We start from the raw sequence: 23328 nt of genomic DNA, 5'->3' as shown, positions 1-23328 counted from the left end.
GGCCTCAGGCCAGCCGGCGCCGCATCGGGTAGACGTCGAACTCGGTGACCGCACCCGCCGGGTCGCCGCCCGAGCCGACGGCATGCGCCACCTCGTCGGGGGAGACCGCGTGGTCGGCCTCGTCGAGGGTGGCGTCGATCAGCATCTGGAACTCCGCCGACGGGTGGTCCACCCGCTGTGCTGTCGTGTCGATCCGCCAGCCGGCCCGGCCGAGCTCGTTGAACAGGCCCATCAGGGTGGTGTTCTTCTCGGCGGCGATGCCCTCGAAGCCGTCGGCGGCCTCGATCAGGTAGACCGGGCGGAGGACGGCGAGCGCGGCGGCGTCGTACAGCGGCACCCACAGGCGCGCGTACTCGTAGGACCGCTTCGCGCTCACGGTCCCAGTGTAGGGCCAGTGACGGACGTCAGGCAGAGCGCAACGGGCGGACGGCGGCCGGGTCGACCACGTTGGCGAGGTCGACGGCCGCGCCGAGCACCTGGCCGTTGGCCGCGATCGCGGGCGCGTCGACCACGTCGGCGACGATCGCCGTCACGTTGTCGCGGCTGCCGCCGTCGAGCGCGGCCAGCACCAGCCGGTCCACGGCCATCGTGCGACTGTCGAGGCCCAGGCCCAGCGCGATGGCGGCGGGGGACAGGACGTCGGTCAGGCCGTCGCTGCACAGCAGCAGCCGGTCTCCCGGCCGCAGGTCGAGCAGCAGCAGGTCCGGATCGGGCATGTGCTCGCCGTCGACGGCGTGCAGCACGACGTTGCGGTACGGCGACACGGCGGCCTGCGCAGGCGTGAGCTGTCCGTCGTCGACCATCGACTGCACCAGGGTCTGGTCGTGGGAGAGCTGGCTCAGCTCGCCCTCGCGCAGCAGGTAGGCGCGGGAGTCGCCGACGTGGGCCAGCGCCGTGTGGATGCCGTCGGTCAGCAGCGCGGTCAGCGTGGTCGCCATGCCGGTGCGGCGCGGGTCGGCCGCGATGCCCGCCGCGAGCTGGGCGTGCGCCTCGCGCGTCGCCGCACCGAGCAGCCGCGCCGGCTCGTGGCCGGGATGGGCCAGGGAGCGGGCGCTGACGACGTACGACGTCGTGGCCGAGGCGACCTCACCGGCCTCGGCGCCGCCGACGCCGTCGGCCACGCAGAGCAGGTAGGGACCGGCGAAGCCGGCATCCTCGTTGTTGGTGCGCACGCGACCGGTCTCGCTGCGCGCGGCGAAGCGGAACTGGAGCACGGCGCTCACCTCCCGGGGTCGTCCTGTTCAACGCCCGGGAGGGGCGCCGGAGTTCCCCGGAGGTCGAGGAGGTCGCGCAGCGACCGTCACGAGACCCGCCAGTCCGACCTACGAGCGGAAGCCCACCTGGCCCGACGTGCTGCGGCCGATCTCGACGTAGGCGAGCTTGGCGGCGGGGACGACGGTGACCTTGCCCTTGGTGTCGGTCAGCGTGATCACGCCGTCGGCGGCGGCGATGGCGTCGGCGACCAGCTTCGCGACGGCCTCGTTGGACTCGTCGGTCTCGATGACCAGCTCACGGGCGGTGTTCTGCACACCGATCTTGACCTCGACGGTCATGGTCACACTCCTCGTTCGTGGGGACGCCAGCCTAGCCAGGGACTGGTCGGTCAGCTCCGGTCGGTCAGCTCTCGTCGGTCTTCGGGTAGCCGCGGATGCCGCGCCACGCCAGGCCCGCCACCAGGGCGGTCGCCTCGTCGCGACCCAGGCCGGCCATGGCCCCGTCGTTCTCGGTCAGCCAGAACCGGGCGCTGACCTGGGCCATTCCCACGAGGGAGACGGCGAGCAGCTGGGAGGCCGCGGGCGGCAGAGCCGTGTCCTCGGCGATGACCGTCGCGATCAGGTCGGCGCACTCGGTGGTGACCCGGTCGATGTGCCCGCGCACGGCGGGCTCGTTGGTGAGGTCGGACTCGAACACCAGCCGGAAGGCGCCGGTGTCGTGGCCGACGTACGCGTAGAAGGCGTCGATGGTCGCCGCTACCCGCTGCTTGTTGTCGTGGGTCGAGTCGAGCGCCTTGCGGCAGTTGGCGATGATCGAGTCGCAGGCGGCGTCGAGGATCGCGAGGTAGAGCTCGAGCTTGCCGGGGAAGTGCTGGTAGAGCACCGGCTTGGACACCCCGGCCCGCTCGGCGATGTCGTCCATCGCCGCGGCGTGGTAGCCCTGGGCCACGAAGACCTCGAGGGCAGCGGACAGCAGCTGAGCGCGTCGCTCGCGTCGCGGGAGTCGTACGCCGCGCGGCCGCGGCTCGTCCAGGTCGAACTGCTCGGTCACCACGGACACGAGACTACTCGCTGGTAGCCGGGGTCCGGATGCCGGGACGTGGTGCCCGGGCCTTGGACCCGACAGGGACCATGGACGCATCGAGGGAACAGCCCGGGCCGTCGCAGCGTTGCGCCCAGGCCCCCCATTCCATCCAGCAGTACCCGAGGAGCAACACCGTGAGCTTTCCCGCGCTGGTCGAGCCGGCAGCCGAGCTGACCATCGACGAGGTCCGCCGCTACAGCCGCCACCTGATCATCCCCGACGTCGCGATGGACGGTCAGAAGCGCCTCAAGAACGCCAAGGTGCTCGTGATCGGCGCAGGCGGTCTCGGCAGCCCGGCGCTGCTCTACCTGGCCGCGGCGGGCGTCGGCACGCTCGGCATCGCCGAGTTCGACGAGGTCGACGAGTCCAACCTGCAGCGCCAGGTCATCCACGGCATGTCCGACCTCGGCAAGTCCAAGGGCCTGTCCGCCAAGGAGTCGATCCACGAGATCAACCCGCTGATCGAGGTGGTCCTCCACGAGGAGCGCCTCGACAACGACAACGTGATGGACGTCTTCCGGGGCTACGACCTGATCGTCGACGGCACCGACAACTTCGCCACGCGCTACATGGTCAACGACGCGGCGTACTTCCTCGGGATCCCCTACGTGTGGGGCTCGATCTACCGCTTCGACGGCCAGGCGTCGGTCTTCGCGCCGACCATGGCCGACGACGCCCCCTGCTACCGCTGCCTCTACCCGGAGCCGCCGCCGCCGGGCATGGTCCCCTCCTGCGCCGAGGGCGGCGTGCTGGGCGTGCTGTGCGCGAGCATCGGCTCGATCCAGGTGAACGAGGCCATCAAGCTGCTGATCGGCGCCGGCGACCCGGCCATCGGCAAGCTCGTCATCTACGACGCCCTCGAGCTGGAGTGGCGCAAGCTGAAGGTCCGCAAGGACCCCAACTGCGCGCTGTGCGGCGAGAACCCCACCGTCACCGGCCTGATCGACTACGACGCCTTCTGCGGCGCGATCTCCGAGGAGGCCGCCGACGCCGCGGCGGACGCCACCATCTCGGTGACCCAGCTCGCCTCGATGATCAAGGAGAAGGAGGAGGGCAGCCGCGACTTCGTCCTCGTCGACGTCCGCGAGCCCGCCGAGGCCGAGATCAACCACATCCCCGGCGCCGTCCTGATCCCCAAGGGCGAGTTCCTCAACGGCAACGCCCTCGGCCTGCTCCCGCCGGTCGACTCGGGCAAGCAGGTCGTCCTGCACTGCAAGAGCGGCGTCCGCTCGGCCGAGTGCCTGGCGATCGTCAAGGGCGCCGGCTACGACGACGCGGTCCACGTCGGTGGCGGCGTCGTGGCCTGGGTCAACCAGATCGACCCGAGCCAGCCCAGCTACTGAGCAGTCGAAAGGGCCCCGCGATCCGGCTGGATCGCGGGGCCCTTCCTTGTCCCCGGTGGTCCGGTCGCCCTTACGGGTTGCTGACCTGGACGTCGATGGAGCGGTCGGCGTTCTCGGCAGTGACCGTCGCGGTCACGCCGGCCCCGGCGACCTTCACCGAGTTCCACGGGTTGGCGGCCGTCCAGTACCGGTTCGGGTCCGTGTCGTCGAAGGTCGGGATCCCCGCGACCGACGGCGCGCACGCCTCCTGGGAGGTGAAGCCGGTCTTCGTCGGCACCTGCGTGTGCAGGCACACCGGGTCGGTCGCGTGCAGCCCGAACGTGGCGTCGAAGGGCTCGCGCCGGTTGGTCGGGCTGGTGCCGTCGGGGTAGGTCAGCGAGTCCGGCCTTACGTCGACCGGCAGCGCGTAGCCCTCACCCTCGTGCGTGATGGTGTTGTTGTCGGCGTAGGCCTGGTCGACCAGCCAGACCAGCATGCCGGTCTGGTAGGGGAAGTGCTCCACCCAGTCGGGCCGCGTGACCCCCTCGGAGAACTGGTACGGGCCGTTCTGCAAGGTGGCGTCGTAGCCGACGTACTGCCTGTTCTCGAGCAGGTAGTAGCGACCCGTCGTCTTGGTCTCGGTCCCGGTCGACACCTTGAACCCGTCGACGGTCCAGCCGTTGTCGCCGTTCTCGGCTCCGTCGGCGAAGGTCGCCTTGTCGTTGGTCACCGTGATGTCGTCGAGGAAGGCCCCCGCCTCGTTGACCCCGCCGTCGGTGGCGTAGCGGAACCGGAACAGCGAGGTCGACCCGCTGGCCCGGTAGGCCCACTTGTGGCCGGACCACCCGGAGCTCCCGGTGATCGCGTCGAGCGTCTTCCAGGTGGCGCCGTTGTCGAGCGAGTACTCGGCGTACAGGTAGTCGTAGTCGGTCTCGATCTGGTTCCAGACCTTCGCGCCCACCGTCACCCGCGACGCCGCCGGCACCGACCGGGTCAGCGTGTTGACCAGGTTGTCGCCGCGCCCGGAGTACCACGCGTGCGCCCCGGTCGCCGGCGCGGTGTACGTCGTCGTGGTGGTCTTGTCCGGGAGGTCGACCTTGACCGCCTGGTCCTGGCCGACCGCCGTCACCTGCGACGGGCTGAGCCGGTAGGCCCCGCTCTGCCCGGAGCCCACCTCGGAGTAGTCGAGCCAGCCGAGGAAGAGCTTCTCCTCGGGGCCCATCAGGCCGGGCGTGGTGCCGATGTCGGTGAGGCCGTGGCCCAGCCAGGAGCCGGACGACATGAGCGTCCAGAAGCCCGTGCCGTTCTCGCCGTCCGCGGTGTCGTAGTAGTCGGGCAGCTCGAGGTCGTGGCCGTACTCGTGGGCGAACACGCCCAGGCCGCCGTTCTCCGGCTCCACGGTGTAGTCGCCGATGAAGAACTTCGACTGTCCGACCTGGGTGCCGCCGTACAGGTTCTGCTGCGGTCCGCCGTCACCCTCGACGGTCGGCCCGGTCTGGCCGTAGCGGTCGCCGTAGGCGTACCAGCGGTGCGACCAGATGGCGTCCTCTCCGCCACCGCCCTCCTCGCCGCCGCCGGCGTGCACCGCCTGGAAGTGGTCGAGGTAGCCGTCGGGCTCGTTGAAGTCGCCGTCGCCGTCGTAGTCGTAGCGGTCCCACACGTCGAACTGCGACAGGTAGGCGTCGATCTCGGCGGGCGTCTTGCCCGCGGCCACCTGGGCGGCGTACCAGGCGTTCGCGGTGTCGGCGATGAAAGCCCACGACCCGCCGTTGTCCTCGATCGCGTTGTCGCCGTAGCTCGACGCGTTGCCGGGCACGGTCACCCAGTCCTCGGTCGTGACGCTGACGTCGTAGCGGCCACCCGACAGCTGGCGGTAGTAGTCGTGGAACGACTCGCCGTCACCCATGAACATGTCGTCGTAGTGCGCCTTGTCGAAGTCCGGCACCCAGTACGTCGAGTTGTCGACCGAGCGGTCGGGCTCGGGGATCTGGTTGTGCAGCGGCCCGGGGGTGCGGCCGTAGCGTCCTGAGCTCGCGGTGCCGAACTGGCCGAGGAAGGTCAGCACCTTGTCGGTCCGGTTCACCGGGAACTCGACGTACTCGCCGTCGGCCAGCTGGACGGTCGCGCCGCCGCCGGCCTGCTGCTTCAGCTGCGCGCTGCCGTTGGCGAGCATCGCCCGCGCCTTGCGCAGATCCTTGCGATGCTCCTTGGTCTTCGGTCCGGGCCGGTCGTGCGACTTGCCGTGCGCGTTGCCCTGCGGCGAGGGACCGTCGGTGGACGGGATCGCCTGGGCGGGTTGGGAGAGGGTGCCTCCGAGGGCGAGGACCGCGGCGCCGGCGACGACGCCGGATGCCAGTTTCTTCACGATTGCCTCCGAGCTGGGTGGGTGGAGCGTCCGGACGGCGCGCAAGGAGGCCCGAGGGTTGCACCGGCCCCCCTTGAACAATCCGGCGCAGTGACGTAGCCCACACGAAGATCGTGGTGGCGCGCAAGGGGTAGGGCGAAAGTTTGCCGTCGGCGTGACCGCGACGCCGTGTCGTCGTTGTTCAGGGCACGCGGCCTCGCAGTCGCGTCGCACCAATCGGAGGGCGTCCGGGCACCACGACCCGGGCTGCACCGAGGGAGCACCGGGAGCCCCGTTCGGCCGGACGGGGCTCTCTGCCCGTCGGGGGCCGTCCGCGCGGCAGGGCATGATCGGGGCCGTGGACGAGGGGTACGTCGAGCGGGTGCTCGACCTGGTCGAGCAGGTCCCGCCGGGACGGGTGACGACGTACGGCGCCGTGGCGGCCGTCGCCGGAGGAGGCCCGCGTCAGGTGGGCTCGGTCATGGCGAGGTACGGCGGCCCGGTGCCGTGGTGGCGGGTCGTGCGTGCCGACGGCACGCTCCCACCGAGCCACGACGACCGGGCCCGCGAGCTGTACCTCGCCGAGGGAACGCCGCTGCGCAGCAGCAGCGGCGCCCTCGACATGCGCCGGGCATTCTGGGACCCGGCGACCGGGGACTAGTCCCGGCCGGGGTGGATCAGCCGAGCGCCGCGACGGCGGCGTCGTAGTCGGGCTCGGTCGCGATCTCGGGGACGAGCTGCGAGTGGAGCACGGTGCCGTCGGCGTCGAGGACGACGATCGAGCGGGCGAAGAGGCCCTCGAGCTTGCCGTCGGTCATCTTCACGCCGTAGTCCTCGCCGAAGGAGGACCGGAAGGCGGAGCCGACCTGGACGTTCTCGATGCCCTCGGCGCCGCAGAAGCGGTTGAGCGCGGGCGGCAGGTCCTGGGACACGTTGATGACGGCGGTGTTGTCGAGGCCCGCAGCGAGCTCGTTGAACTTCCGCACACTCGCGGCGCACACGCCGGTGTCGATGCTCGGGAAGATGTTGAGGACCGTGCGCTGGCCCTCCGGGAGGGTCACGGAGCCGAAGTCCGCGCCGACCAGGGAGACCGACGGGGCGGCGGAGCCGACGGCGGGCAGCTCGCCGACGGTGTTGACGGGGTTTCCCCCGAGTGCAGTGGTAGCCATGCGTCTTGTCTAGCAGGTCGCCACGAGCGCTCCGCCACCCCGTCCATCACCGGAGCCGGCCGAGGAGGCCGACCGCCTGGCGTACGTCGAGCAGGCGGCGCTCCCAGGTGATGCCGACGACCGTCAGCAGCGCGCCCGCGAGGCCGATCCACACCCACTTCGGGAACTCCCCGGCATAGGGCCCCAGCTCGCGCAGCACCACCGCGGCACCGATGCTCGCGCCGACCACCAGCGGCGCGCTCCAGCGCAGCGCCGCACCAGCGATGGTCAGCGCCAGGCAGCCGGCACCGAGCGCCAGCGCCCGCAGCGACACCGGGTCGCCGAACACCCACAGCAGGGACGGGACCGTCGCCAGCAGCAACCCGGGCAGCAGCGCCTCGAGGGTGCCGACCGCGGCCGAGCGCTGCAGCCGCCACAGGCCCAGGCCGGCCAGGCCGACGGCGAGCGGCAGGGTGTAGGGCTCCGGGGCCGTCACGTCGAGGTCGGCCAGCCGGACCCAGCTCGCCAGCAGGAGCAGCGCGGTGCCGGCGATCGCACACGCGCGACGGGTCTCGTGCAGCAGTGCGGTCGCGCCGAACAGGCAGCCGGCCACGGTCAGCCACAGAGCCGCGTAGCCGCCGGGGTCGGCGGCGGTCGCGAGCGACACCGGGAACGCGAGGCCCGCCACCACGACCGCGGGGACCTCGACCTCGAGGCGCGGCAGAGCCAGCGCGAGCACGCCGACCGCGAGGAGCACGGGCACCGACACCCACGCGGCGTCGTCGGCGACCACCATCGCCGCGGCGGCCGCCGCCAGGCCCAGCGCCGCCGGGGCACCGATCCCGGCCACGACCCGGGTGGCCGGCTGCCGCCCGAGGACCGCCAGCACGACGAGCGCGGCGGCGAGGGGCGCGAGGTTCGCGAGGACCAGCGCCTCGCTCGGCATCGCGCCCATCCCGACACCGGCCGCCGTGACCGCGCCGACCACCGCCCACGTCGTCGCCTCGACGCCGGTCGTGAGGAGGGCGAGGCCGAGCGCGCCGAGCGCGACGATCGTCAGGACCGCGAGCGGGGCGGCCAGCGGGACGTCGTATGTCGCCACGGTGGTGGCGACGCCGACGCCGGTCACCAGGCCGGCCACCCGGCCCCAGGCCGGAAGCGCCCGCCGGGCCCGGCCGCGGTCGACCAGGGCGACGCAGCCGAGCACGGTGAGCAGCGAGGGCACCAGCAGCAGCGGCTCGGTGGCCGCCTCGGGCGAGGTCAGCCGGACGCCGAACGGACGGTCGAACACCTCGCTGACGTTGCTCCAGCGGTCCAGTGCGGTGCCCGTGGTCTCGAGCGCCAGCGAGAGGAGCACCAGGCTCCCGGCCCCCGCCGGCGCGAAGGCGATGACACGGGCGGGGCGGGGGAGCACGCCGAGCGCCAGGACCCAGGCGGCCGTCGTACCGAGGGCGACGAGGCCGACCGTGCGCGCGTCGGTGTCGACACAGGGGAGGGTGAGCACGACGGTGACGAGCATCGCGGCGCCGCTCGCCCCGGCGAGCAGGAGGTCACGGTGGCGGGCGACGGCGCCCGGGACGAGCAGGGCGGCGGCGCTGACCAGCAGCGACCAGCCGGAGCCCTCGACCCACAGCTCGTGGAGGTCCGGGGTGAGCACCGACTCGACGAACCCGGCCCCGGCCGTGCCGAGCCAGCCCAGACCGGTCGCCGCGGCGGCACTCCAGAGCAGGACCGGAGCGTCGGCCCGGCGGGCCAGCAGGACCACGGCGATGCCCACCGCGACGACGAGGTGACCGGCGAGAAGCCAGTGGTCGGTCGCGCCGACCGCGCCGACGTACCCGACGAGGAGGGCGATGCCGGCGACCACCTGGGGAGCGACGAGCCGCGGCTGTGCGGCGACCCGGACCAGGCCCAGGGGGACGGCGGCCAGTGCGACCACGCCCCCCGCGGCGCACGCGATCGTCGCGGCTCCCAGGTCGCCGAACCAGTCGGCCGCGCCCGCGCCGACGACGTCGAGCGCGAGCATCCCGAGGGCCACCACGACCAGCGACTCCCCGGCGATCCGCAGCCCGATCCGGTGCAGCAGCAGGGCGGCGACGCCGGCCGTCAGCGTCAGGCCGGCGAGCACCGCGGTGCGGCCGCCGACACCGAGCGACGACCAGGACACCGCCAGGAAGATCACGGCGGCCACGAGCAGGCAGAACGCCCCGAGCCCGAGGAGGATCTTCGGGACCGAGGCGAACGAGACGCCGCCGGGACCTGGCGAGGTCGGCGAGGTCGGCGAGGTCGTCGGTGTCGTCGGCGGCGGCGGCGGGTACGACGGCAGCCCGGTGGACGGAGCCCGCCCGGCCGGCATCGGTGCTGTGAGCGCGGGGGCGGCAGGTGCCGCGGCGTCGCTCGCGGTGCGGAGCCGAGCGAGGATCCCGTCGGCCCGCTGGAGGGTGCCGAACAGGTCGACGGCCAGTGGGTGGCGCACCAGCAGGGAGCAGGTCGGGCACACGGGAGCCCCGGTCGGCAGGGCGGTGCGGCAGTCGGGGCACAGGAGCGGATCGGCGTAGCGCATGGGTCCATTGCGCCATCTCGCGTACTCGTTCGGCAGCAGGCAGCCACTCAATCCGCGCTGAGTGTGGGTACTCAGTCGCTCCGCTCTCCACAGGACGTCCCGCCACCTGGGGACGACGGGCCGCTGCGCTGTGGACAAGATCGGGTCGACTTGTGGACGACACGCCGTACGTCGGTGGATGACGAGAAACCCTCGAAAAACTTGGCGGAAACCCCTTGCGGCTCGTCGATGGACGGGCGTAGAACTTCTCCCACGCACTCCTCCGGGAGAGCGGGATCAGCCGGAAGGCGACGATCCAGCCGGCCAGGCCGAGACCTTCGGGTCGGAGCGAGGCGGCCCCTCACGGGGACGCCGGCCGCGCGAACCGGGTGACGAGGTTCGTGGGATCGCAGCAGCCGGGTGGTCGACCGGGAGCGTCACCAGTACCGGTCACCCGAAGGGCCCTTGTGACTCATACTCACGAGGGCCCTTCACCTTTTTCCCGGTGCGGCGGTCCCGGCGCCTTTGTGTCGGGCGGGGGTGGTTGAGTGGCGCACGTGGAATCCTCGACCGCTCCGACCAGCTACCGCTTCGCCCCGGCCCCACCGGTCGCGGCGGCGCCGCAGCTCGACGAGCACCAGCGGCGGGTCGTCGACCACCCGGGCGGCCCGTTGCTCGTCCTCGCCGGGCCGGGCACGGGCAAGACGACCACCCTCGTCGAGGCGATCGTCGACCGGATCGAGCGGCGCGGCGCGCGGCCCGACCAGGTCCTCGCGCTGACCTTCTCCCGCAAGGCGGCCGACCAGCTGCGCGACCGCGTGACCGCCCGCCTGGGGCGCACGACCGGCACCCAGCTCAGCTCGACGTTCCACTCCTTCGCCTACGCCCTGGTCCGGCGCTACGCGCCCGCCGGCCTCTACGAGGCGCCGTTGCGGCTGCTCTCCGCGCCCGAGCAGGACGTCGTCCTGCGCGAGCTCCTTGCCGACCACCCCGAGTCGGTGCGCTGGCCCGACCGGTTCCGGCAGGCGATGGCGACCCGCGGCTTCGCGCGGGAGGTGCACGCTGTGCTCGGCCGGGCCCGCGAGAAGGGCCTCGACGGCAACGACCTGCTCCGCCTCGGCCAGGAGGAGGGGATCGACGAGTTCGTGGCGGCAGGCCTGTTCCTCGAGCAGTACCTGACGTCCCTCGACTCGTTGGGTGCGACCGACTACGCCGACCTGATCCGGCGCGCGCGCATCGAGGCGGAGGCCAACCGGACCGAGCTGCGCGACCAGTTCCGGCACGTCTTCGTCGACGAGTACCAGGACACCGACCCCGGGCAGGTCGCGCTCCTGCGCGCGATCGCCGGTGACGGCCGCGACCTCGTGGTCGTCGGGGATCCGCACCAGTCGATCTACGCGTTCCGCGGCGCCGAGGTGCGCGGCATCCTCGACTTCCCGGCCGAGTTCCCGAAGGCCGACGGCAGCCCGGCCGACGTGGTCGCGCTCCGGGCGACGCGTCGGTTCGGGCCCCGGATCCAGCTGGCCGCGCAGCGGGTCGCCGGCCGGATCGGGCTCCCGGGCGCCATCCCCGACGCGGCCCGGGCGGCGTTCCTCTCACCCGAGTGCGTTCCAGGTCCCCATGGCGAGGGCCGGGTCGAGGTGTTCACCTTCGACACCGAGCGTGCGGAGGCCGACCGGCTCGCTGACCTGCTCCGCCGGGCCCATCTCGAGGACGGTGTCGGCTGGGACGAGATGGCGGTGCTCGTCCGGTCCGGCCGCGCCAGCATCGCGCCCCTCCGCCGCGCGCTCGGCGCCGCGGGCGTGCCGGTCGAGGTGGCCAGCGACGAGATCCCGCTCGCCCGCGACCCCGCCGTACTGCCCCTGCTCGACGCCCTGCGCGCGGTGGTGAACCTCGACAACGACGATCCCGACGACGTCGGCTACGTCGACGCCGGGAGGGCCGAGGCGTTGCTCACCGGCCCGCTCGGCGGGCTCGACGCCGGCGACGTCCGTCGGCTCGCGCGGCAGCTCCGGGTCCGCGAGAAGGCCGCGTGCCAGGAGGACGGGGGGACACCGCGCAGCTCGCGTGAGCTGGTGCGACTCGCTGTCGTCGACCCGACGATGCTCGACGGGCTCGAGGGGCCCGAGGCCGAGCGTGCCCGAGTCGTCACCCAGCTCCTCCTGCGCGCACGGGCGGCGGCTGCTGCCGGCGCGAGTGCCGAGGAGCTGCTGTGGACGCTGTGGACCGGCACCGGTTGGCCCCAGCGGCTGCGCCGCGCGGTCGAGGCGGGTGGCGGCGCCGCGCGGCGTGCCCACCGCGACCTCGACTCGGTGTGCGCGCTCTTCGACCTCGCCGCCCGGATGGAGGAGCGCCGCGAGCACCTCGCGGCGGCCTCCTTCCTCGCCGGCCTGGTCCAGCAGGAGATCCCCGCCGACACCCTCGCCGACCGGGGGGCCCGGGGCGCCGCCGTACGACTCCTCACCGCCCACCGCAGCAAGGGACTCGAGTGGCGGCTGGTCGTCGTCGCGCACGTCCAGGACGGCGGCTGGCCGGACCTGAGGCAGCGCACCAGCCTCCTGCGCGCCGACCGGATCGGGCCGGGCGTCCTGCTGCCCGAGGTGACGGCACGCGCGCTGCTGGCCGAGGAGCGCCGGCTGTTCTACGTCGCCTGCACCCGAGCCCGGGAACGCCTGGTCGTCACCGCGGTCGCCTCTCCGGACGACGACGGCGAGCAGCCCTCCCGCTTCCTCGAGGAGGTGGTCCCCGACCGCGACCACATCGTGGCCGTCAGTGGTCGGCCGCCCCGGCCACTGTCCCTGCCGGGGCTCGTCGCGGAGCTGCGTCGCACCCTGGCCGATCCCGAGGCGCCCGAGCCCCTGCGTGCCGCGGCCGCCCGCCGGCTGGCGCGGCTGGCCGGCGAGTCGTCCGGGCGCCGGGCGCTGGTCCCCTCCGCCGATCCGGCCAACTGGTGGGGCACCCGCGCGGCTTCTCGGTCGGCCGAGCCGATCCGGGCCACCGACCAGCCCGTGCCGATCTCAGCGAGCGTCCTGGAGTCGATCGCGGCCTGCCCGACCCGGTGGTTCCTGGAGAACGAGGCCGGCGGGGTCGCCCGGTCCCACCAGTCCGCCAATCTCGGCCAGCTCGTCCACGCCCTTGCCGAACGGGTCGCCGACGGCACCATCGCCGGTGACCTCGACGTGCTGATGGCGGAGGTCGACAAGGTGTGGGACCGCCTCGACTTCCGCACCCCGTGGTCCAAGGAGCGCGAGCACAAGCGGGTGCGCAACGCGCTGGCCCGCTTCCTGGTCTGGCACGAGCAGAACCCCCGCCGCGTGCTCGCGACCGAGGCGCGCTTCGCGACGGTGGTGACCATGGATGACGGGACTCCGGTTCGCATCCACGGCTACGCAGACCGGGTGGAGATCGACGGCACCGGTGCCGTGATCGTGGTCGACCTGAAGACCGGGCGTGGCAAGCCCACCGGGCCGGCGGTGCGCGACCACGTCCAGCTCGCCCTCTACCAGTACGCCGTCGACGCCGGGGCCCTGGACCGTCCCGACGACGAGCTGACCGGACTGACCAGCGGGGGAGCAGAGCTCATCCAGCTCGGCCTCGAGGACGGCTCGACCGAGGTGACCCGCCAGGCCCAGGACGCCCATGCGCCTGACGGCCCCGAACGCGAGGCGCTCCGCACCCGGATCGCGAACGTCGCCCAGCTGCTGCGCACCGAGACCTTCCCGGCGGTGCCCGGCGACCACTGCCGCGACTGCGGCTTCTTGCCCCTGTGCCCCGTCAAGAGCCCCGGATCGGTGGTGGAGCGATGACCGAGCGCACGCAGATCCGCACTCCGGAGGACCTCCAGCGCGTGATGAAGGCGGACTTCCCGCCCAGCGCCGAGCAGTGGCGCGCGATCACCGCCCCGCTCTCGCCGGTCGTGGTGATCGCCGGCGCCGGCTCCGGCAAGACCACCCTGATGGCGGCCCGGGTCGTCTACCTGGTGGTGACCGGCCAGGTCCGGCCCGAGGAGATCCTCGGCCTGACCTTCACGACCAAGGCGGCGGCCGAGCTGCGCCAGCGGGTGCGGTCCGCGCTCCTCGCGGCCGGGGTGCTCGACCTGCAGCGCTCGCGCGAGGGGGGCGACGAGGACGCCGAGGTGCTCGAGCCGACGGTCGCGACCTACAACGCCTATGCCGCGGCGCTGCTGACCGACCACGGACTGCGGATCGGGCACGAGCCCGACACCCGGGTCATCACCGACGCCGCGCGCTACCAACTCGGGGCGCGTGCCGTGGACCGCCACGACGGCGCCGTCGCCAAGCTCTCCGACCATCCGCCGACGGTGATCCAGAACCTGCTCGCGCTCGACGGCGCGATGAGCGAGCACCTCGTCGGACCGCAGGACGTCCTCGACTTCGACGCGGGCGAGCGGGCCTCCTTCGAACGCGAGCTCGTCGCCGAGCGCGACGGGAAGGGGCGCAAGACCTACCTGGGCGAGATGCAGAAGGCGATCGACGTCATCGACCGGCGGGCCGAGCTGATGGGCCTGGTGGCGTCGTACCGTCGACTCAAGGCCGACCTGGGGCTGATGGACTTCAGCGACCAGATCGCGCTGGCCGCGGTCCTGGCGCAGGACCAGCCCGAGGTCGGGCAGATCGAGCGACAGCGGTTCAAGGTGGTGCTGCTCGACGAGTACCAGGACACCTCGGTCGCGCAGGCGACCCTGCTCGCCCGCCTCTTCGGCGGGGGCCACCCCGTGATGGCGGTCGGCGACCCCAACCAGGCCATCTACGGCTGGCGCGGTGCCTCGGTGTCCAACATCGTGAACTTCCCCGAGGTCTTCCCCTCCGCTGACGGTCGGCCCGTCCCGGTGCTGCCGCTGACCGTCAACCGCCGCTCCGACACCCGGATCCTCGACGTCGCCAACACGCTGGCGGCGCCGTTGATGGCCAAGTACGGCGACAAGGTCGCCACCCTCGAGCACGGCTCCACGGCCCCGGGGTCGGTGCGGGTCAGGGTCTTCGAGACCCATCTCGACGAGCTCGCCTGGTTGGTGGAGGAGGTGCGCGCCACCCACGACGCGGGCACCCCGTGGGGCCGGATCGCGGTCCTCAGCCGGGACAACCAGCACGGCGAGGCGGTCTTCGACGCCCTGACCGGCGCCGACGTACCGGTCGAGATCGTCGGACTCGCCGGCCTGGTGCGGCTGCCGGAGATCGCGACGGTGGTGGCGACGCTCAAGCTGGTCCAGGACGTCACCGACAATGCGTCGCTGCTGAGCCTGCTGGCCGGCCCACGCTGGGCCATCGGCCCGCGTGACCTGCGCCTGCTCGGGCAGCGGGCCCTGGAGCTGGTCGGGCGCGGTGGGCGGCAGGAGGCGGACTCCATCCATGAACAGCTCGTCGCCATCGCCGACGGCATCGACCCGGCCGAGATCCCGTGCCTGGACGACGCGCTGGCCGATCCCGGCGATGCGGCGTACTCGCCCGAGGCGCGCGAGCGCTTCGCCCTGGTGCGAGACGAGCTGCGCCAGCTGCGGGCGGCGATCGGCGAGCCGTTGCTCGACCTGGTCCGCCGCATCGTCGATGTGACCGGCGTCGACGTCGAGCTGGCGTCGTCGGTCAGCCGGGCGGCCGCGGCGCGCCGGGAGAACCTCGATCTCTTCGTGAAGGCGGTCGCGGACTTCCAGGCCGTCGACGGCGACGTCACGCTGCCGGCCCTCATCGCCTGGCTCACGGCCGAGGACGAGGCCGGCAACGGCCTCGAGGTCGCCACGCCGTCCGAGGCCGACTCGGTCAAGCTGCTGACAGTGCACCGCTCGAAGGGCCTCGAGTGGGCCACGGTCTTCTGCGTCGGCGTGGGCGAGGGACGCTTCCCGAGCACCCAGGGCCGGTCGCTGTGGACCTCGTCGCCGAGCGTGCTCCCCGCGCCACTGCGGGGCGATGCCGCCGACCTTCCGCAGCTCGTCGGCCACGACAAGGCCGCTCTCGATGCCTACCGCGTCGCGACCCGTGAGCACGAGGCGGAGGAGGAGCTGCGTCTGGGGTACGTCGCCTTCACCCGGCCCGAGCACCAGCTGTGGGTGACCTCGTTCCTGTGGGGAACGCGCAAGAACCCCTACGGGCCGTCGAGCTTCCAGGCCACGATCCGGGACCTGTGCGACGGCTGGGGGGAGCCGGTCGAGTGGCGCGACAAGCCGGAGAAGGGGGCGAGCAACCCGTTCGACGCGGTCGACCCGTCGCGCCCCTGGCCCGTCGAGGGTGTGGGGGCCGAGACCGCCCGCCGCCTGGATGCCGCGGCCCGGGTCGCCGCCGCGGACCCGGCGCTGGACGAGGACCTCGACCTCGACCTCCTCGACGCGGCCCGGGTGGCCGACTGGGACGCCGAGATCGACCGGCTGCTGGTGGAGGCCCGGGCCGACCGGTCGTCGCGGATCACCGTCGAGCTCCCCTCGTCGCTGTCGGCCACCGCGCTCGGCCGGCTGCGCGACGACCCGGAGAGCTTCGCCCGTGACCTGGCCCGGCCGATGCCGCGACCGCCCGCGCCGGCGGCCCGGTTCGGCACCCGCTTCCACGCGTGGGTCGAGGCCCGGTTCGGGCAGCAGGGGCTGTTCGACCCCGACGAGCTGGCCGGGCGGGCCGACGCGGGGATCGACGACGAGGCGGACCTCAAGGATCTCGTCGGCCGGTTCGAGGAAGGGCCGTTCGGCAGCCGCGAGCCGCATGCGGTGGAGGCTCCGTTCGCGCTGGTCTTAGGAGCGGGGGAGGGCAGGCGGCAGGTCGTACGGGGACGGATCGACGCGGTCTACGCCGAGGCGGACGGCACCTTCCTCGTGGTCGACTGGAAGACCGGCACCCGGCAGGACGCCGACCCGCTCCAGCTCGCGCTCTACCGGCTGGCGTGGGCCGAGCTCGAGGGGATCGCGCCGGAGCGGGTGCGGGCCGGCTTCTTCTACGTGCGGACCGGTGAGCTCGTGGTGCACGACGAGCTGCCGGGCAGGGAGGAGGTGGAGGCCCTCCTGCGATGAGGCCGCGGCGGCGACAGCGAGTGCGAGGACCGGGTCAGGCGCGCACGACCCGGATCTCGGGCGGCTGGGCGAGGCTGCGGCCCACGACGCAGTAGCGCTCGGTCGCGGTCGCGAGGCGGCCCAGCGTGGCGTCGTCCGCGTCGGTGTCGACGGCGAGGGTGAGCACGACGTCCTGGATCCCGACGGGTGCCTCGCGGTCGATGCCGAGGGTGCCGCGGGCGTCCCACCAACCGTCGGCGCGCAGCCGGGCGGAGCGGATCTCGACGTCCATGGCGGTGGCGACGGCGCGCAGGGTGACCCCTGCGCACGCGAGCACCGCCTGGAGCAGGAGGTCGGCCGAGCAGGCGTCGCTGCCGTCGCCACCGGTGGCCGGGTGCAGCCCGGCTCGGACCGGTCCGGCGAAGCCGTCGACGGTGGCGGTGACGTCCGGGTCGCGGTAGTCGCCGGCCGCGGCGGTGGCCGTGTGAGCCGTGGCCGGCTCGGAGCGGTAGCGGTCCTTGAGCGGTGCCTGCGCGGCTCGGAGGGTGCTGGCGTCCATGGCTCAGGTTAGCGGTCCGAGGGCCGTGGCTAGGCTCGTTCCGTGACGTTCCCGCACGAGTCCCTGGCCGCCGATCCGCACGACCGACTTGGCCTGCTCCGCACGGACGACGCGTGGCTCGACGAGCGCTGGTCCGACCCGGCGGGTCGGGTGCTGGTGATCGCCGGGACCCGGGTCAGGCCCGGGCGCGAGGGGCTGGAGTGGGTGTCGACGGCGGACGCGCCGGACGGGGTACGTGTGCTGCTCGGGGAGCGGGACGGCGTGACCTGGTGGGCGGCGATCGTTCCGGGCGAGGTGGCGAAGGCCGAGCCGGAGCGCTGGCTGCCGCTGCGCGGACTGCTGCCGTTCCTCGACGGCGACCGGGTCCGCCAGGCGCCGCTGGTGTTCCACGCCGTCGGCCTGGCGGAGTGGCACTGGGCGCACCGGTTCTGCCCGCGTTGCGGCGGGAGCCTGCTGCCGCGCGCCGCGGGGCACGAGCTGGTGTGCGCCGACTGCGGCAAGCCGCAGTTCCCGCGCTCCGACCCGGCGGTGATCATGCTGATCTCGGCCGGCGAGCCGGGCTCGCCCGACGAGCGCGCCCTGCTCGGGCGCAACCACAACTGGCCCGCGGGACGCTTCTCGACCCTGGCCGGGTTCTGCGAGCCGGGGGAGTCGCTGGAGGACGCGGTACGCCGCGAGGTGCTCGAGGAGACCGGCGTCGTGGTGGGAGAGGTCAGCTACTTCGGCAACCAGCCGTGGCCGCTGCCGTCGAGCCTGATGGTGGGCTTCCACGGCCGGGCCGTGTCGGAGCAGATCCGGCTCGAGGATGCCGACGTCGAGGACGCGCGCTGGTTCACCCGCGCCGAGATGCTGCAGCAGACCGAGGCGGGCACCCTGGTGCTGCCGGGCAGCGGCGTCTCGATCAGCCGCTCGCTGGTCGAGGACTGGTACGGCGGGGCGCTGCCCGGCAGCTGGTGACGCCGGTCAGGCGCTGAGCGCCTCGAGCTTGGCCTTGACCTGCGCGACGCTGGGGTTGGTCTGCGCGGAGCCGTCGGTGTAGACGAGCGTGGGAACCGTCTGGTTGCCGTTGTTGGCGGACTCGACGATCGCGGCGGCCTCCGGCTGCTGCTCGATGTCGACGATCTCGTAGGAGATGCCCTCGCGGTCCAGCTGGCTCTTGAGGCGGTGGCAGTAGCCGCACCAGGGGGTCGTGTACATCGTGAAGGTCATCGGGGGCGCTCTCTCTCCGGTCGTGGTTCGCCTCCACCCAACCACGGCGGGGGCGGGCTTGTTCCGGGGTGTCGGGACCCGAGGCGGGACTCCTGTCTCTGCCTGCCGGGACACCCGGCCCGCGAAGGTCGGCGACACCAGACCCCCGCACCTCCAGGAGGACCGATGTCCCGCACCCGTACCGTCGCCTTGCTCTCGGTGAGCGCACTGGCGACGGCCTCGCTGCTCTCCGCCGCCGACCCGGCGCTGGCGGCGACCACGGCGAGCCCGACCGACACCACCATCACCACCGGCGAGGCCAGGACCGCCACCCCGGTGGCGGCCACCGCTGCCGACGGCTCGATCGTCTACATCCACGGCTTCAACGTCTGGCTGAGCCGGCCCGACGGCACCGGCCAGCGGGCGGTGACCGTCGACGGGACCGAGGCCTCGCCGTACGAGCACCCGACGATGTCCGACGCCGGCGTCATCGCGGTGATGAAGGGCGACGAGATCGTCCGGATGGGCCAGGACGGCGTGGTCCACAACCGGATCAACCCCGAGGACCTGTTCGTGCCGGACTACGGCACCGTGGTGATCAGCCCGATCCACGACCCGGAGATCTCGCCCGACGGCACGAAGATCACCTACAGCCAGCTCCGTCTGGAGCGGTACGGCGGCACCGGCGGCTACCTCGAGACCGAGGCCCTGGTCGGCGTCACCGATGCCGCCCAGTGGGTGGGGCCCGACAAGTACGGCATCGTGCGGGGCAGCCAGCCGTCGTGGGTGACCAACAGCCGGCTGACCCTCAACCGGTCGGGCGACATCCACCTGGACGACCTCGGTCACGAGTCGGTGGTGTGGTTCTACTCCAACGACATCTTCGGGCAGTTCATCGAGCTGCAGGAGGCCGAGGTCTCGCGTGACGGCAAGCGGGTGATCTTCGGGAGCGCCGGCGGCCTCGCGATGAAGACGACGGTCGGCGACCCGCGGACCGGTGCGCCGGCGCCGCCGACCGCCAACCCCGAGTGCTACCTCACCTCGGACCCCGGACAGCCCGCTGCCAAGGACCCGAGCCTCGGGCCCGACAGCGACTCCGCCGCCTACAGCGAGGGCGGCGACCTGTGGGTCATCCGGGGACTCGCCGCATGCTCAGGGGAGACGACGCTCGCGAAGATCGCGACCGGCGGCACCGAGCCGGACTGGTCGCCCGCACCGCTGTCCGCGCCGCCGGCCGGTGGTCCCGGCGGTGGTGGTCCCGGCGGTGGCGGAACCGGCGCCGGCACGAGCGGTCACGCGTTCGACCTCGCCAAGGCGCCGATCGTCTCCGGCAAGGCGAAGGTGGGCAAGAAGCTGCACGTGAGCTCCGGCACCTGGTCGCCGTCGCCCACCTCGGTCACCTACACCTGGCTGCGCAACGGCAAGGTCGTCGCGGGCCGCACCGGTGCGGCGTACAGGCTCGGCAAGGCCGACCGCGGCAAGCGGATCCAGGTCCGGGTCACCGTCCACAGGGGCGGGTACGCCGACCGGTCGGCCACCTCGCGGGTGGTGAAGGTCCGCCGCTGACGCTGCGCCGACCCGGGGACGTCCCGGGCCGACCCCGGCCGGTGAGCTCGTGTCGGGGGCTGCGTCTAGGTTGGTTTCTCCATCACGAACCGACCCGACGCAGCCCCCGAAGGAGCACTCCCGCCCATGTCCGAGTCCATCGAACGGCTCCTCTCCGCGCTCGACCCGGAGCAGCGGCAGGTCGCGGAGACGCTGCGGGGGCCGGTGCGGGTGCTGGCCGGTGCCGGGACGGGCAAGACGAGGGCGATCACCCACCGCATCGCGCACGGCGTGATGTCCAGGGTCTACGCGCCGACGGAGGTCCTGGCGGTCACCTTCACCACCCGCGCCGCCGGTGAGCTGCGCCAGCGGCTGCGACAGCTGGGGGCGCCGGGCGTGCAGGCGCGGACCTTCCACAGCGCGGCGCTGCGCCAGCTGCGCTACTTCTGGCCCCACGTCCACGGCACCGAGCTGCCGACGCTGACCGAGTCGAAGATCCCGATGCTCGCCGCCGCCTGCCGCCACCTCGGGATGCGGGCCGAGCAGGCCCTGCTGCGCGACCTCGCCTCCGAGATCGAGTGGGCCAAGGTCAGCAACGTCGGGGCCGACGACTACCCGCGGATCGCGCCGGCCAAGGGCCGCTCGGTCTCCGACCAGACGCCCGAGGCGATCGGCCGCGTGATCGACGCCTACGAGCTGGTCAAGCGCGACCAGGGGCGGATGGACATGGAGGACGTGCTGCTGCTGACCGCGGGCGTGCTGGCCTCCGACGAGCGGGTCGCGGCGCAGGTGCGGCGGCAGTACAAGTGGTTCGTCGTCGACGAGTTCCAGGACGTCTCGCCGCTCCAGTCGGCGCTGCTCGACCTGTGGCTCGGCGGGCGCGACGAGCTGTGCGTGGTCGGCGACCCGGCGCAGACGATCTACAGCTTCGCCGGGGCCGACGCCGACTACCTGCGCGACTTCCCGAAGCGCTACCCGGGCACCACCTCGATCGAGCTGGTGCGCAACTACCGCTCGACGCCGCAGGTGGTCGAGACCGCCAACACCCTGCTCGCGGGCACGCCCAGTGCCGGCGTCGACCTGCGCTCGCAGCAGAAGCCGGGCTCGGCGGTGCGCTTCCAGGGGGAGCCCGACGAGGTGGCCGAGGCGCGCAGCGTCGCCGACCGGATCCTGCGGCTGCAGCGCGCCGGGACGCCGTACGGCGAGATGGCGGTCCTGTTCCGCATCAACGCCCAGTCCGAGACCTTCGAGGACGCGCTGGCCGACCGCGGGATCCCCTACATCGTGCGCGGCGCGGCGCGGTTCTTCGAGCGGCGCGAGGTGCTCGAGGCGGTGACCCGGCTGCGGGGAGCCGCTCGCTCGGGCGAGAGCGACGACAGCCCGTGGCTCGACGTGGTCAAGGACGTCCTGGGTGCGATGGGCTGGACGGCCGAGCCGCCGACCTCGCGCGGCCAGGTCCGTGACCGCTGGGAGTCCTTCCAGGCGCTGGCCGACCAGGCCGAGGAGTTCGCCACGGAGCGTGGCATCGAGGCGTCGATCGCCGCCTTCGTCGAGGAGCTCGACCGGCGCGCGAGCGAGCAGCACGCGCCGAGTGCCGACGGCGTGACCCTGGCGACCTTCCACGCCGCCAAGGGCCTGGAGTGGGATGCCGTGTTCTGCTGTGGCGTCCAGGACGGCACCGTGCCGATCGTGTACGCCGAGCAGGGCGGCGCGCGCCCCGACGCGGTCGAGGAGGAGCGGCGCCTGCTCTACGTCGGCGTGACCCGCGCCCGCCGCGACCTGATGGTGTCGTGGGCGGCCGCCCGCAACCCGGGGCAGGCGCCGCGCCGCCAGCCGTCGCGGTTCATCGTGCCGATGCTGCCGGCGAGCCAGCAGCCGCAGCAGTCCCGTGGCCGCACCAAGGTCGCCCGCTGCCGCGACTGCCTCCAGCCGCTGACCACGGCGGCGGAGAAGAAGCGCGGGCGCTGCGCGCACCACCCGGTCCGCTACGACGAGGCGCTGTTCGACAGGCTCAAGGCGTGGCGCCTGGAGACCGCGCGGGAGGCCGGCGAGGACGGCAAGCCGCTGCCCGCGTACGTCGTGTTCACCGACGCCACCCTCGAGCTGATCGCCGAGCACAAGCCGGCCTCGATGGCCGCGCTGGCGAAGGTCAACGGGGTGGGCCCGAGCAAGATCGAGCGCTACGGCGATGCGGTGCTCGCGCTGGTCGCCGACGGGGGCTGAGCACCCCTCGGGAGCAGTGTTTGAAAAAACCTCGAAAAAACATCGATAAATGATTTGCGCGGCCCGTTGACCGGCCATTACGGTCGTCAGGCAAGTTCCACTGCGCACCACAGCCCTGACAAGGCTGGCGCCCACACGCACCGAAGGAGGTGGCCCTGATGAAGAACATGACGAACCCGGTCTTCCCGGTGATGACGTCCGCCTGGCAGCCCACGCTGTCCGCGACCCTCGGCTGCGCCACCTCTGCCCTCGCGACCCTCGAGGTCCAGGGCATCGCCGCGCGTCCGGCCACGGCTCTCTTTGCCGTCGCGCCGTTCGCGGTCGTGGCCACCGATGCCGTCAAGCGGGAGCGCATCGCCGGCACGGACCACCGTGGCGCCAACGCCGCCTACGTCCCGGGTCCCCTCGCCTGGAGCCCACCGAGCTGAGACGAAATCAGCTCGGCAGCCTCCAGGCCGCGGAACCCGAATCAGACCGGGATCCGCGGCCTTCGTAGTTCTCAGACCGAGATACGCGAAGTCCGGATCCCCACCCGAAATGACAACGCGATCAGGTCATGAGTTGAGGAGGTGAAAAGCAGATGACGACCAGTGTTCTCGAGCCGACGCTGGACGAGCTGCTGCCGTGCCGGCTGAACGACGCGGAGCTGTGGTTCGCAGAGTCCCCGTCGGACGTCGAGGCCGCGAAGGCGCTGTGCCTGGACTGCCCGGTCCAGAGCATGTGCCTGTCCGGCGCCCTGGAGCGGCGCGAGCCGTGGGGCGTCTGGGGCGGCGAGCTGTTCCTGGCCGGCGTGGTGATCCCGCGCAAGCGGCCCCGGGGCCGCCCGCGCAAGGACGCCGCGGCGTAGTCCACCCACGCAATCCCCTTCCGTACCACCACACCCTTGGAGCATGAGATGACCCAGTTCATGAACGAAGACCTGGCGCGGGCCCACATGGCCATGCGCCTGGGAGAGGCGCAGCAGCTGCGCGCGGCCAGCAGGATGGCCCGCGCACGCCGCTTGAGCCGCAAGGCCGAGCGTGCAGCGCAGCAGGCTCGTCTCGCCCTCGCTCGCGCACTCTGAGTCCGCACCGCGGACCAGCGAGACCGGAATTCTTCGAGGCCTCCTCGAAGGGCACCTGATCGCGGGTGAGAAGGAAGGGCCGGACCGACTGATCGTCGGGCCGGCCCTTCC

The 23328-nt window shown here is 72.8% G+C and carries 19 protein-coding genes; 10 read left to right on the top strand and 9 right to left on the bottom strand.

Annotated elements, in window-relative coordinates:
• Positions 1-4 precede the first annotated feature (4 nt).
• The 4 genes from QI633_RS18520 to QI633_RS18505 form a co-directional block, all read right to left on the bottom strand.
• A complete protein-coding gene (locus QI633_RS18520; RefSeq protein WP_141798004.1) occupies positions 5-376 on the bottom strand; it encodes a hypothetical protein in 372 nt (123 codons plus the stop codon).
• 28 nt (positions 377-404) lie between these two features.
• Positions 405-1223 carry a protein phosphatase 2C domain-containing protein gene (locus tag QI633_RS18515; protein ID WP_282426678.1) on the bottom strand — a complete coding sequence of 273 codons (819 nt, stop codon included), beginning with the start codon at positions 1221-1223 and terminating at the stop codon, positions 405-407.
• A 99-nt stretch (positions 1224-1322) separates the two neighbouring features.
• Complete coding sequence (locus QI633_RS18510; RefSeq protein ID WP_141798006.1) at positions 1323-1553, bottom strand: DUF3107 domain-containing protein; 231 nt, start codon at positions 1551-1553, stop codon at positions 1323-1325.
• Positions 1554-1617: 64 nt separating this feature from the next.
• Entirely contained in the window at positions 1618-2268 is a 651-nt protein-coding gene (locus tag QI633_RS18505; protein ID WP_260805878.1) for a TetR/AcrR family transcriptional regulator, read from the bottom strand.
• A gap of 164 nt (positions 2269-2432) precedes the next feature.
• Here QI633_RS18505 and moeZ point away from each other — a divergent pair, with 164 nt between their 5' ends.
• Complete coding sequence (gene moeZ, locus QI633_RS18500) at positions 2433-3641, top strand: adenylyltransferase/sulfurtransferase MoeZ (RefSeq protein WP_141798008.1); 1209 nt, start codon at positions 2433-2435, stop codon at positions 3639-3641.
• Positions 3642-3711: 70 nt separating this feature from the next.
• Here the strand turns inward: moeZ and QI633_RS18495 are convergent, their stop codons facing one another.
• Complete coding sequence (locus QI633_RS18495; protein ID WP_282426677.1) at positions 3712-5985, bottom strand: immune inhibitor A domain-containing protein; 2274 nt, start codon at positions 5983-5985, stop codon at positions 3712-3714.
• Positions 5986-6322: 337 nt separating this feature from the next.
• Here QI633_RS18495 and QI633_RS18490 point away from each other — a divergent pair, with 337 nt between their 5' ends.
• Complete coding sequence (locus tag QI633_RS18490; protein ID WP_260805879.1) at positions 6323-6625, top strand: MGMT family protein; 303 nt, start codon at positions 6323-6325, stop codon at positions 6623-6625.
• Positions 6626-6641: 16 nt separating this feature from the next.
• Here the strand turns inward: QI633_RS18490 and tpx are convergent, their stop codons facing one another.
• Complete coding sequence (gene tpx / locus QI633_RS18485; RefSeq protein WP_141798010.1) at positions 6642-7133, bottom strand: thiol peroxidase; 492 nt, start codon at positions 7131-7133, stop codon at positions 6642-6644.
• A 46-nt stretch (positions 7134-7179) separates the two neighbouring features.
• Positions 7180-9675 carry a hypothetical protein gene (locus QI633_RS18480; RefSeq protein WP_282426676.1) on the bottom strand — a complete coding sequence of 832 codons (2496 nt, stop codon included), beginning with the start codon at positions 9673-9675 and terminating at the stop codon, positions 7180-7182.
• 536 nt (positions 9676-10211) lie between these two features.
• Between QI633_RS18480 and QI633_RS18475 the strand changes: the two genes are divergently transcribed.
• Together QI633_RS18475 and QI633_RS18470 are read left to right on the top strand one after the other, a co-directional pair.
• The gene (locus tag QI633_RS18475) at positions 10212-13460 is read left to right on the top strand and encodes an ATP-dependent DNA helicase (RefSeq protein ID WP_282426675.1); all 3249 of its coding nucleotides are present in this window, start codon (positions 10212-10214) and stop codon (positions 13458-13460) included.
• Positions 13457-16660, top strand: a complete 3204-nt coding sequence (locus QI633_RS18470; protein WP_282426674.1) for an ATP-dependent DNA helicase — start codon at positions 13457-13459, stop codon at positions 16658-16660. The genes QI633_RS18475 and QI633_RS18470 overlap by 4 nt, the downstream gene beginning before the upstream one ends.
• Positions 16661-16694: 34 nt before the next feature.
• Here the strand turns inward: QI633_RS18470 and QI633_RS18465 are convergent, their stop codons facing one another.
• Positions 16695-17198 carry an OsmC family protein gene (locus tag QI633_RS18465; protein ID WP_141798014.1) on the bottom strand — a complete coding sequence of 168 codons (504 nt, stop codon included), beginning with the start codon at positions 17196-17198 and terminating at the stop codon, positions 16695-16697.
• A gap of 42 nt (positions 17199-17240) precedes the next feature.
• Here QI633_RS18465 and nudC point away from each other — a divergent pair, with 42 nt between their 5' ends.
• Entirely contained in the window at positions 17241-18155 is a 915-nt protein-coding gene (nudC, locus tag QI633_RS18460) for an NAD(+) diphosphatase (RefSeq protein ID WP_282426673.1), read from the top strand.
• Positions 18156-18161: 6 nt separating this feature from the next.
• On the opposite strand, the gene QI633_RS18455 is transcribed toward nudC, so the two are convergent.
• On the bottom strand, positions 18162-18407 hold the full coding sequence (locus QI633_RS18455) for a mycoredoxin (protein ID WP_141798016.1): 246 nt from the start codon (positions 18405-18407) through the stop codon (positions 18162-18164).
• 165 nt (positions 18408-18572) lie between these two features.
• On the opposite strand from QI633_RS18455, the gene QI633_RS18450 reads away from it, so the two are divergent.
• The 5 genes from QI633_RS18450 (at position 18573) to QI633_RS18430 (ending at position 23217) form a co-directional block, all read left to right on the top strand.
• Entirely contained in the window at positions 18573-19952 is a 1380-nt protein-coding gene (locus tag QI633_RS18450; RefSeq protein WP_282426672.1) for a hypothetical protein, read from the top strand.
• 126 nt (positions 19953-20078) lie between these two features.
• Positions 20079-22154 (top strand): ATP-dependent DNA helicase UvrD2, encoded by a 2076-nt coding sequence (locus tag QI633_RS18445; protein WP_282426671.1) that lies wholly within the window; start codon positions 20079-20081, stop codon positions 22152-22154.
• A 158-nt stretch (positions 22155-22312) separates the two neighbouring features.
• Entirely contained in the window at positions 22313-22582 is a 270-nt protein-coding gene (locus QI633_RS18440) for a hypothetical protein (RefSeq protein WP_282426670.1), read from the top strand.
• A 152-nt stretch (positions 22583-22734) separates the two neighbouring features.
• On the top strand, positions 22735-23001 hold the full coding sequence (locus tag QI633_RS18435; protein WP_141003398.1) for a WhiB family transcriptional regulator: 267 nt from the start codon (positions 22735-22737) through the stop codon (positions 22999-23001).
• Positions 23002-23049: 48 nt separating this feature from the next.
• Positions 23050-23217 (top strand): hypothetical protein, encoded by a 168-nt coding sequence (locus tag QI633_RS18430; protein ID WP_174245198.1) that lies wholly within the window; start codon positions 23050-23052, stop codon positions 23215-23217.
• Positions 23218-23328 lie beyond the last annotated feature (111 nt).

This window comes from Nocardioides sp. QY071 (genome assembly GCF_029961765.1).
GTDB lineage: Bacteria > Actinomycetota > Actinomycetes > Propionibacteriales > Nocardioidaceae > Nocardioides.
The sequence above is the reverse complement of the archived record's forward strand: the minus strand, read 5'-3'. Positions and strand labels throughout refer to the sequence as shown.

What these genes read in the sequence shown, in the direction of transcription:
- QI633_RS18510 (WP_141798006.1), bottom strand. Translation starts at nt 1,553, where the DNA reads ATGACCGTCGAGGTCAAGATCGGTGTGCAGAACACCGCCCGTGAGCTG.
- tpx (WP_141798010.1), bottom strand. Translation starts at nt 7,133, where the DNA reads ATGGCTACCACTGCACTCGGGGGAAACCCCGTCAACACCGTCGGCGAG.
- QI633_RS18480 (WP_282426676.1), bottom strand. Translation starts at nt 9,675, where the DNA reads ATGCGCTACGCCGATCCGCTCCTGTGCCCCGACTGCCGCACCGCCCTG.
- QI633_RS18470 (WP_282426674.1), top strand. Translation starts at nt 13,457, where the DNA reads ATGACCGAGCGCACGCAGATCCGCACTCCGGAGGACCTCCAGCGCGTG.
- QI633_RS18465 (WP_141798014.1), bottom strand. Translation starts at nt 17,198, where the DNA reads ATGGACGCCAGCACCCTCCGAGCCGCGCAGGCACCGCTCAAGGACCGC.
- QI633_RS18455 (WP_141798016.1), bottom strand. Translation starts at nt 18,407, where the DNA reads ATGACCTTCACGATGTACACGACCCCCTGGTGCGGCTACTGCCACCGC.
- QI633_RS18450 (WP_282426672.1), top strand. Translation starts at nt 18,573, where the DNA reads ATGTCCCGCACCCGTACCGTCGCCTTGCTCTCGGTGAGCGCACTGGCG.
- QI633_RS18445 (WP_282426671.1), top strand. Translation starts at nt 20,079, where the DNA reads ATGTCCGAGTCCATCGAACGGCTCCTCTCCGCGCTCGACCCGGAGCAG.
- QI633_RS18440 (WP_282426670.1), top strand. Translation starts at nt 22,313, where the DNA reads ATGAAGAACATGACGAACCCGGTCTTCCCGGTGATGACGTCCGCCTGG.
- QI633_RS18435 (WP_141003398.1), top strand. Translation starts at nt 22,735, where the DNA reads ATGACGACCAGTGTTCTCGAGCCGACGCTGGACGAGCTGCTGCCGTGC.
- QI633_RS18430 (WP_174245198.1), top strand. Translation starts at nt 23,050, where the DNA reads ATGACCCAGTTCATGAACGAAGACCTGGCGCGGGCCCACATGGCCATG.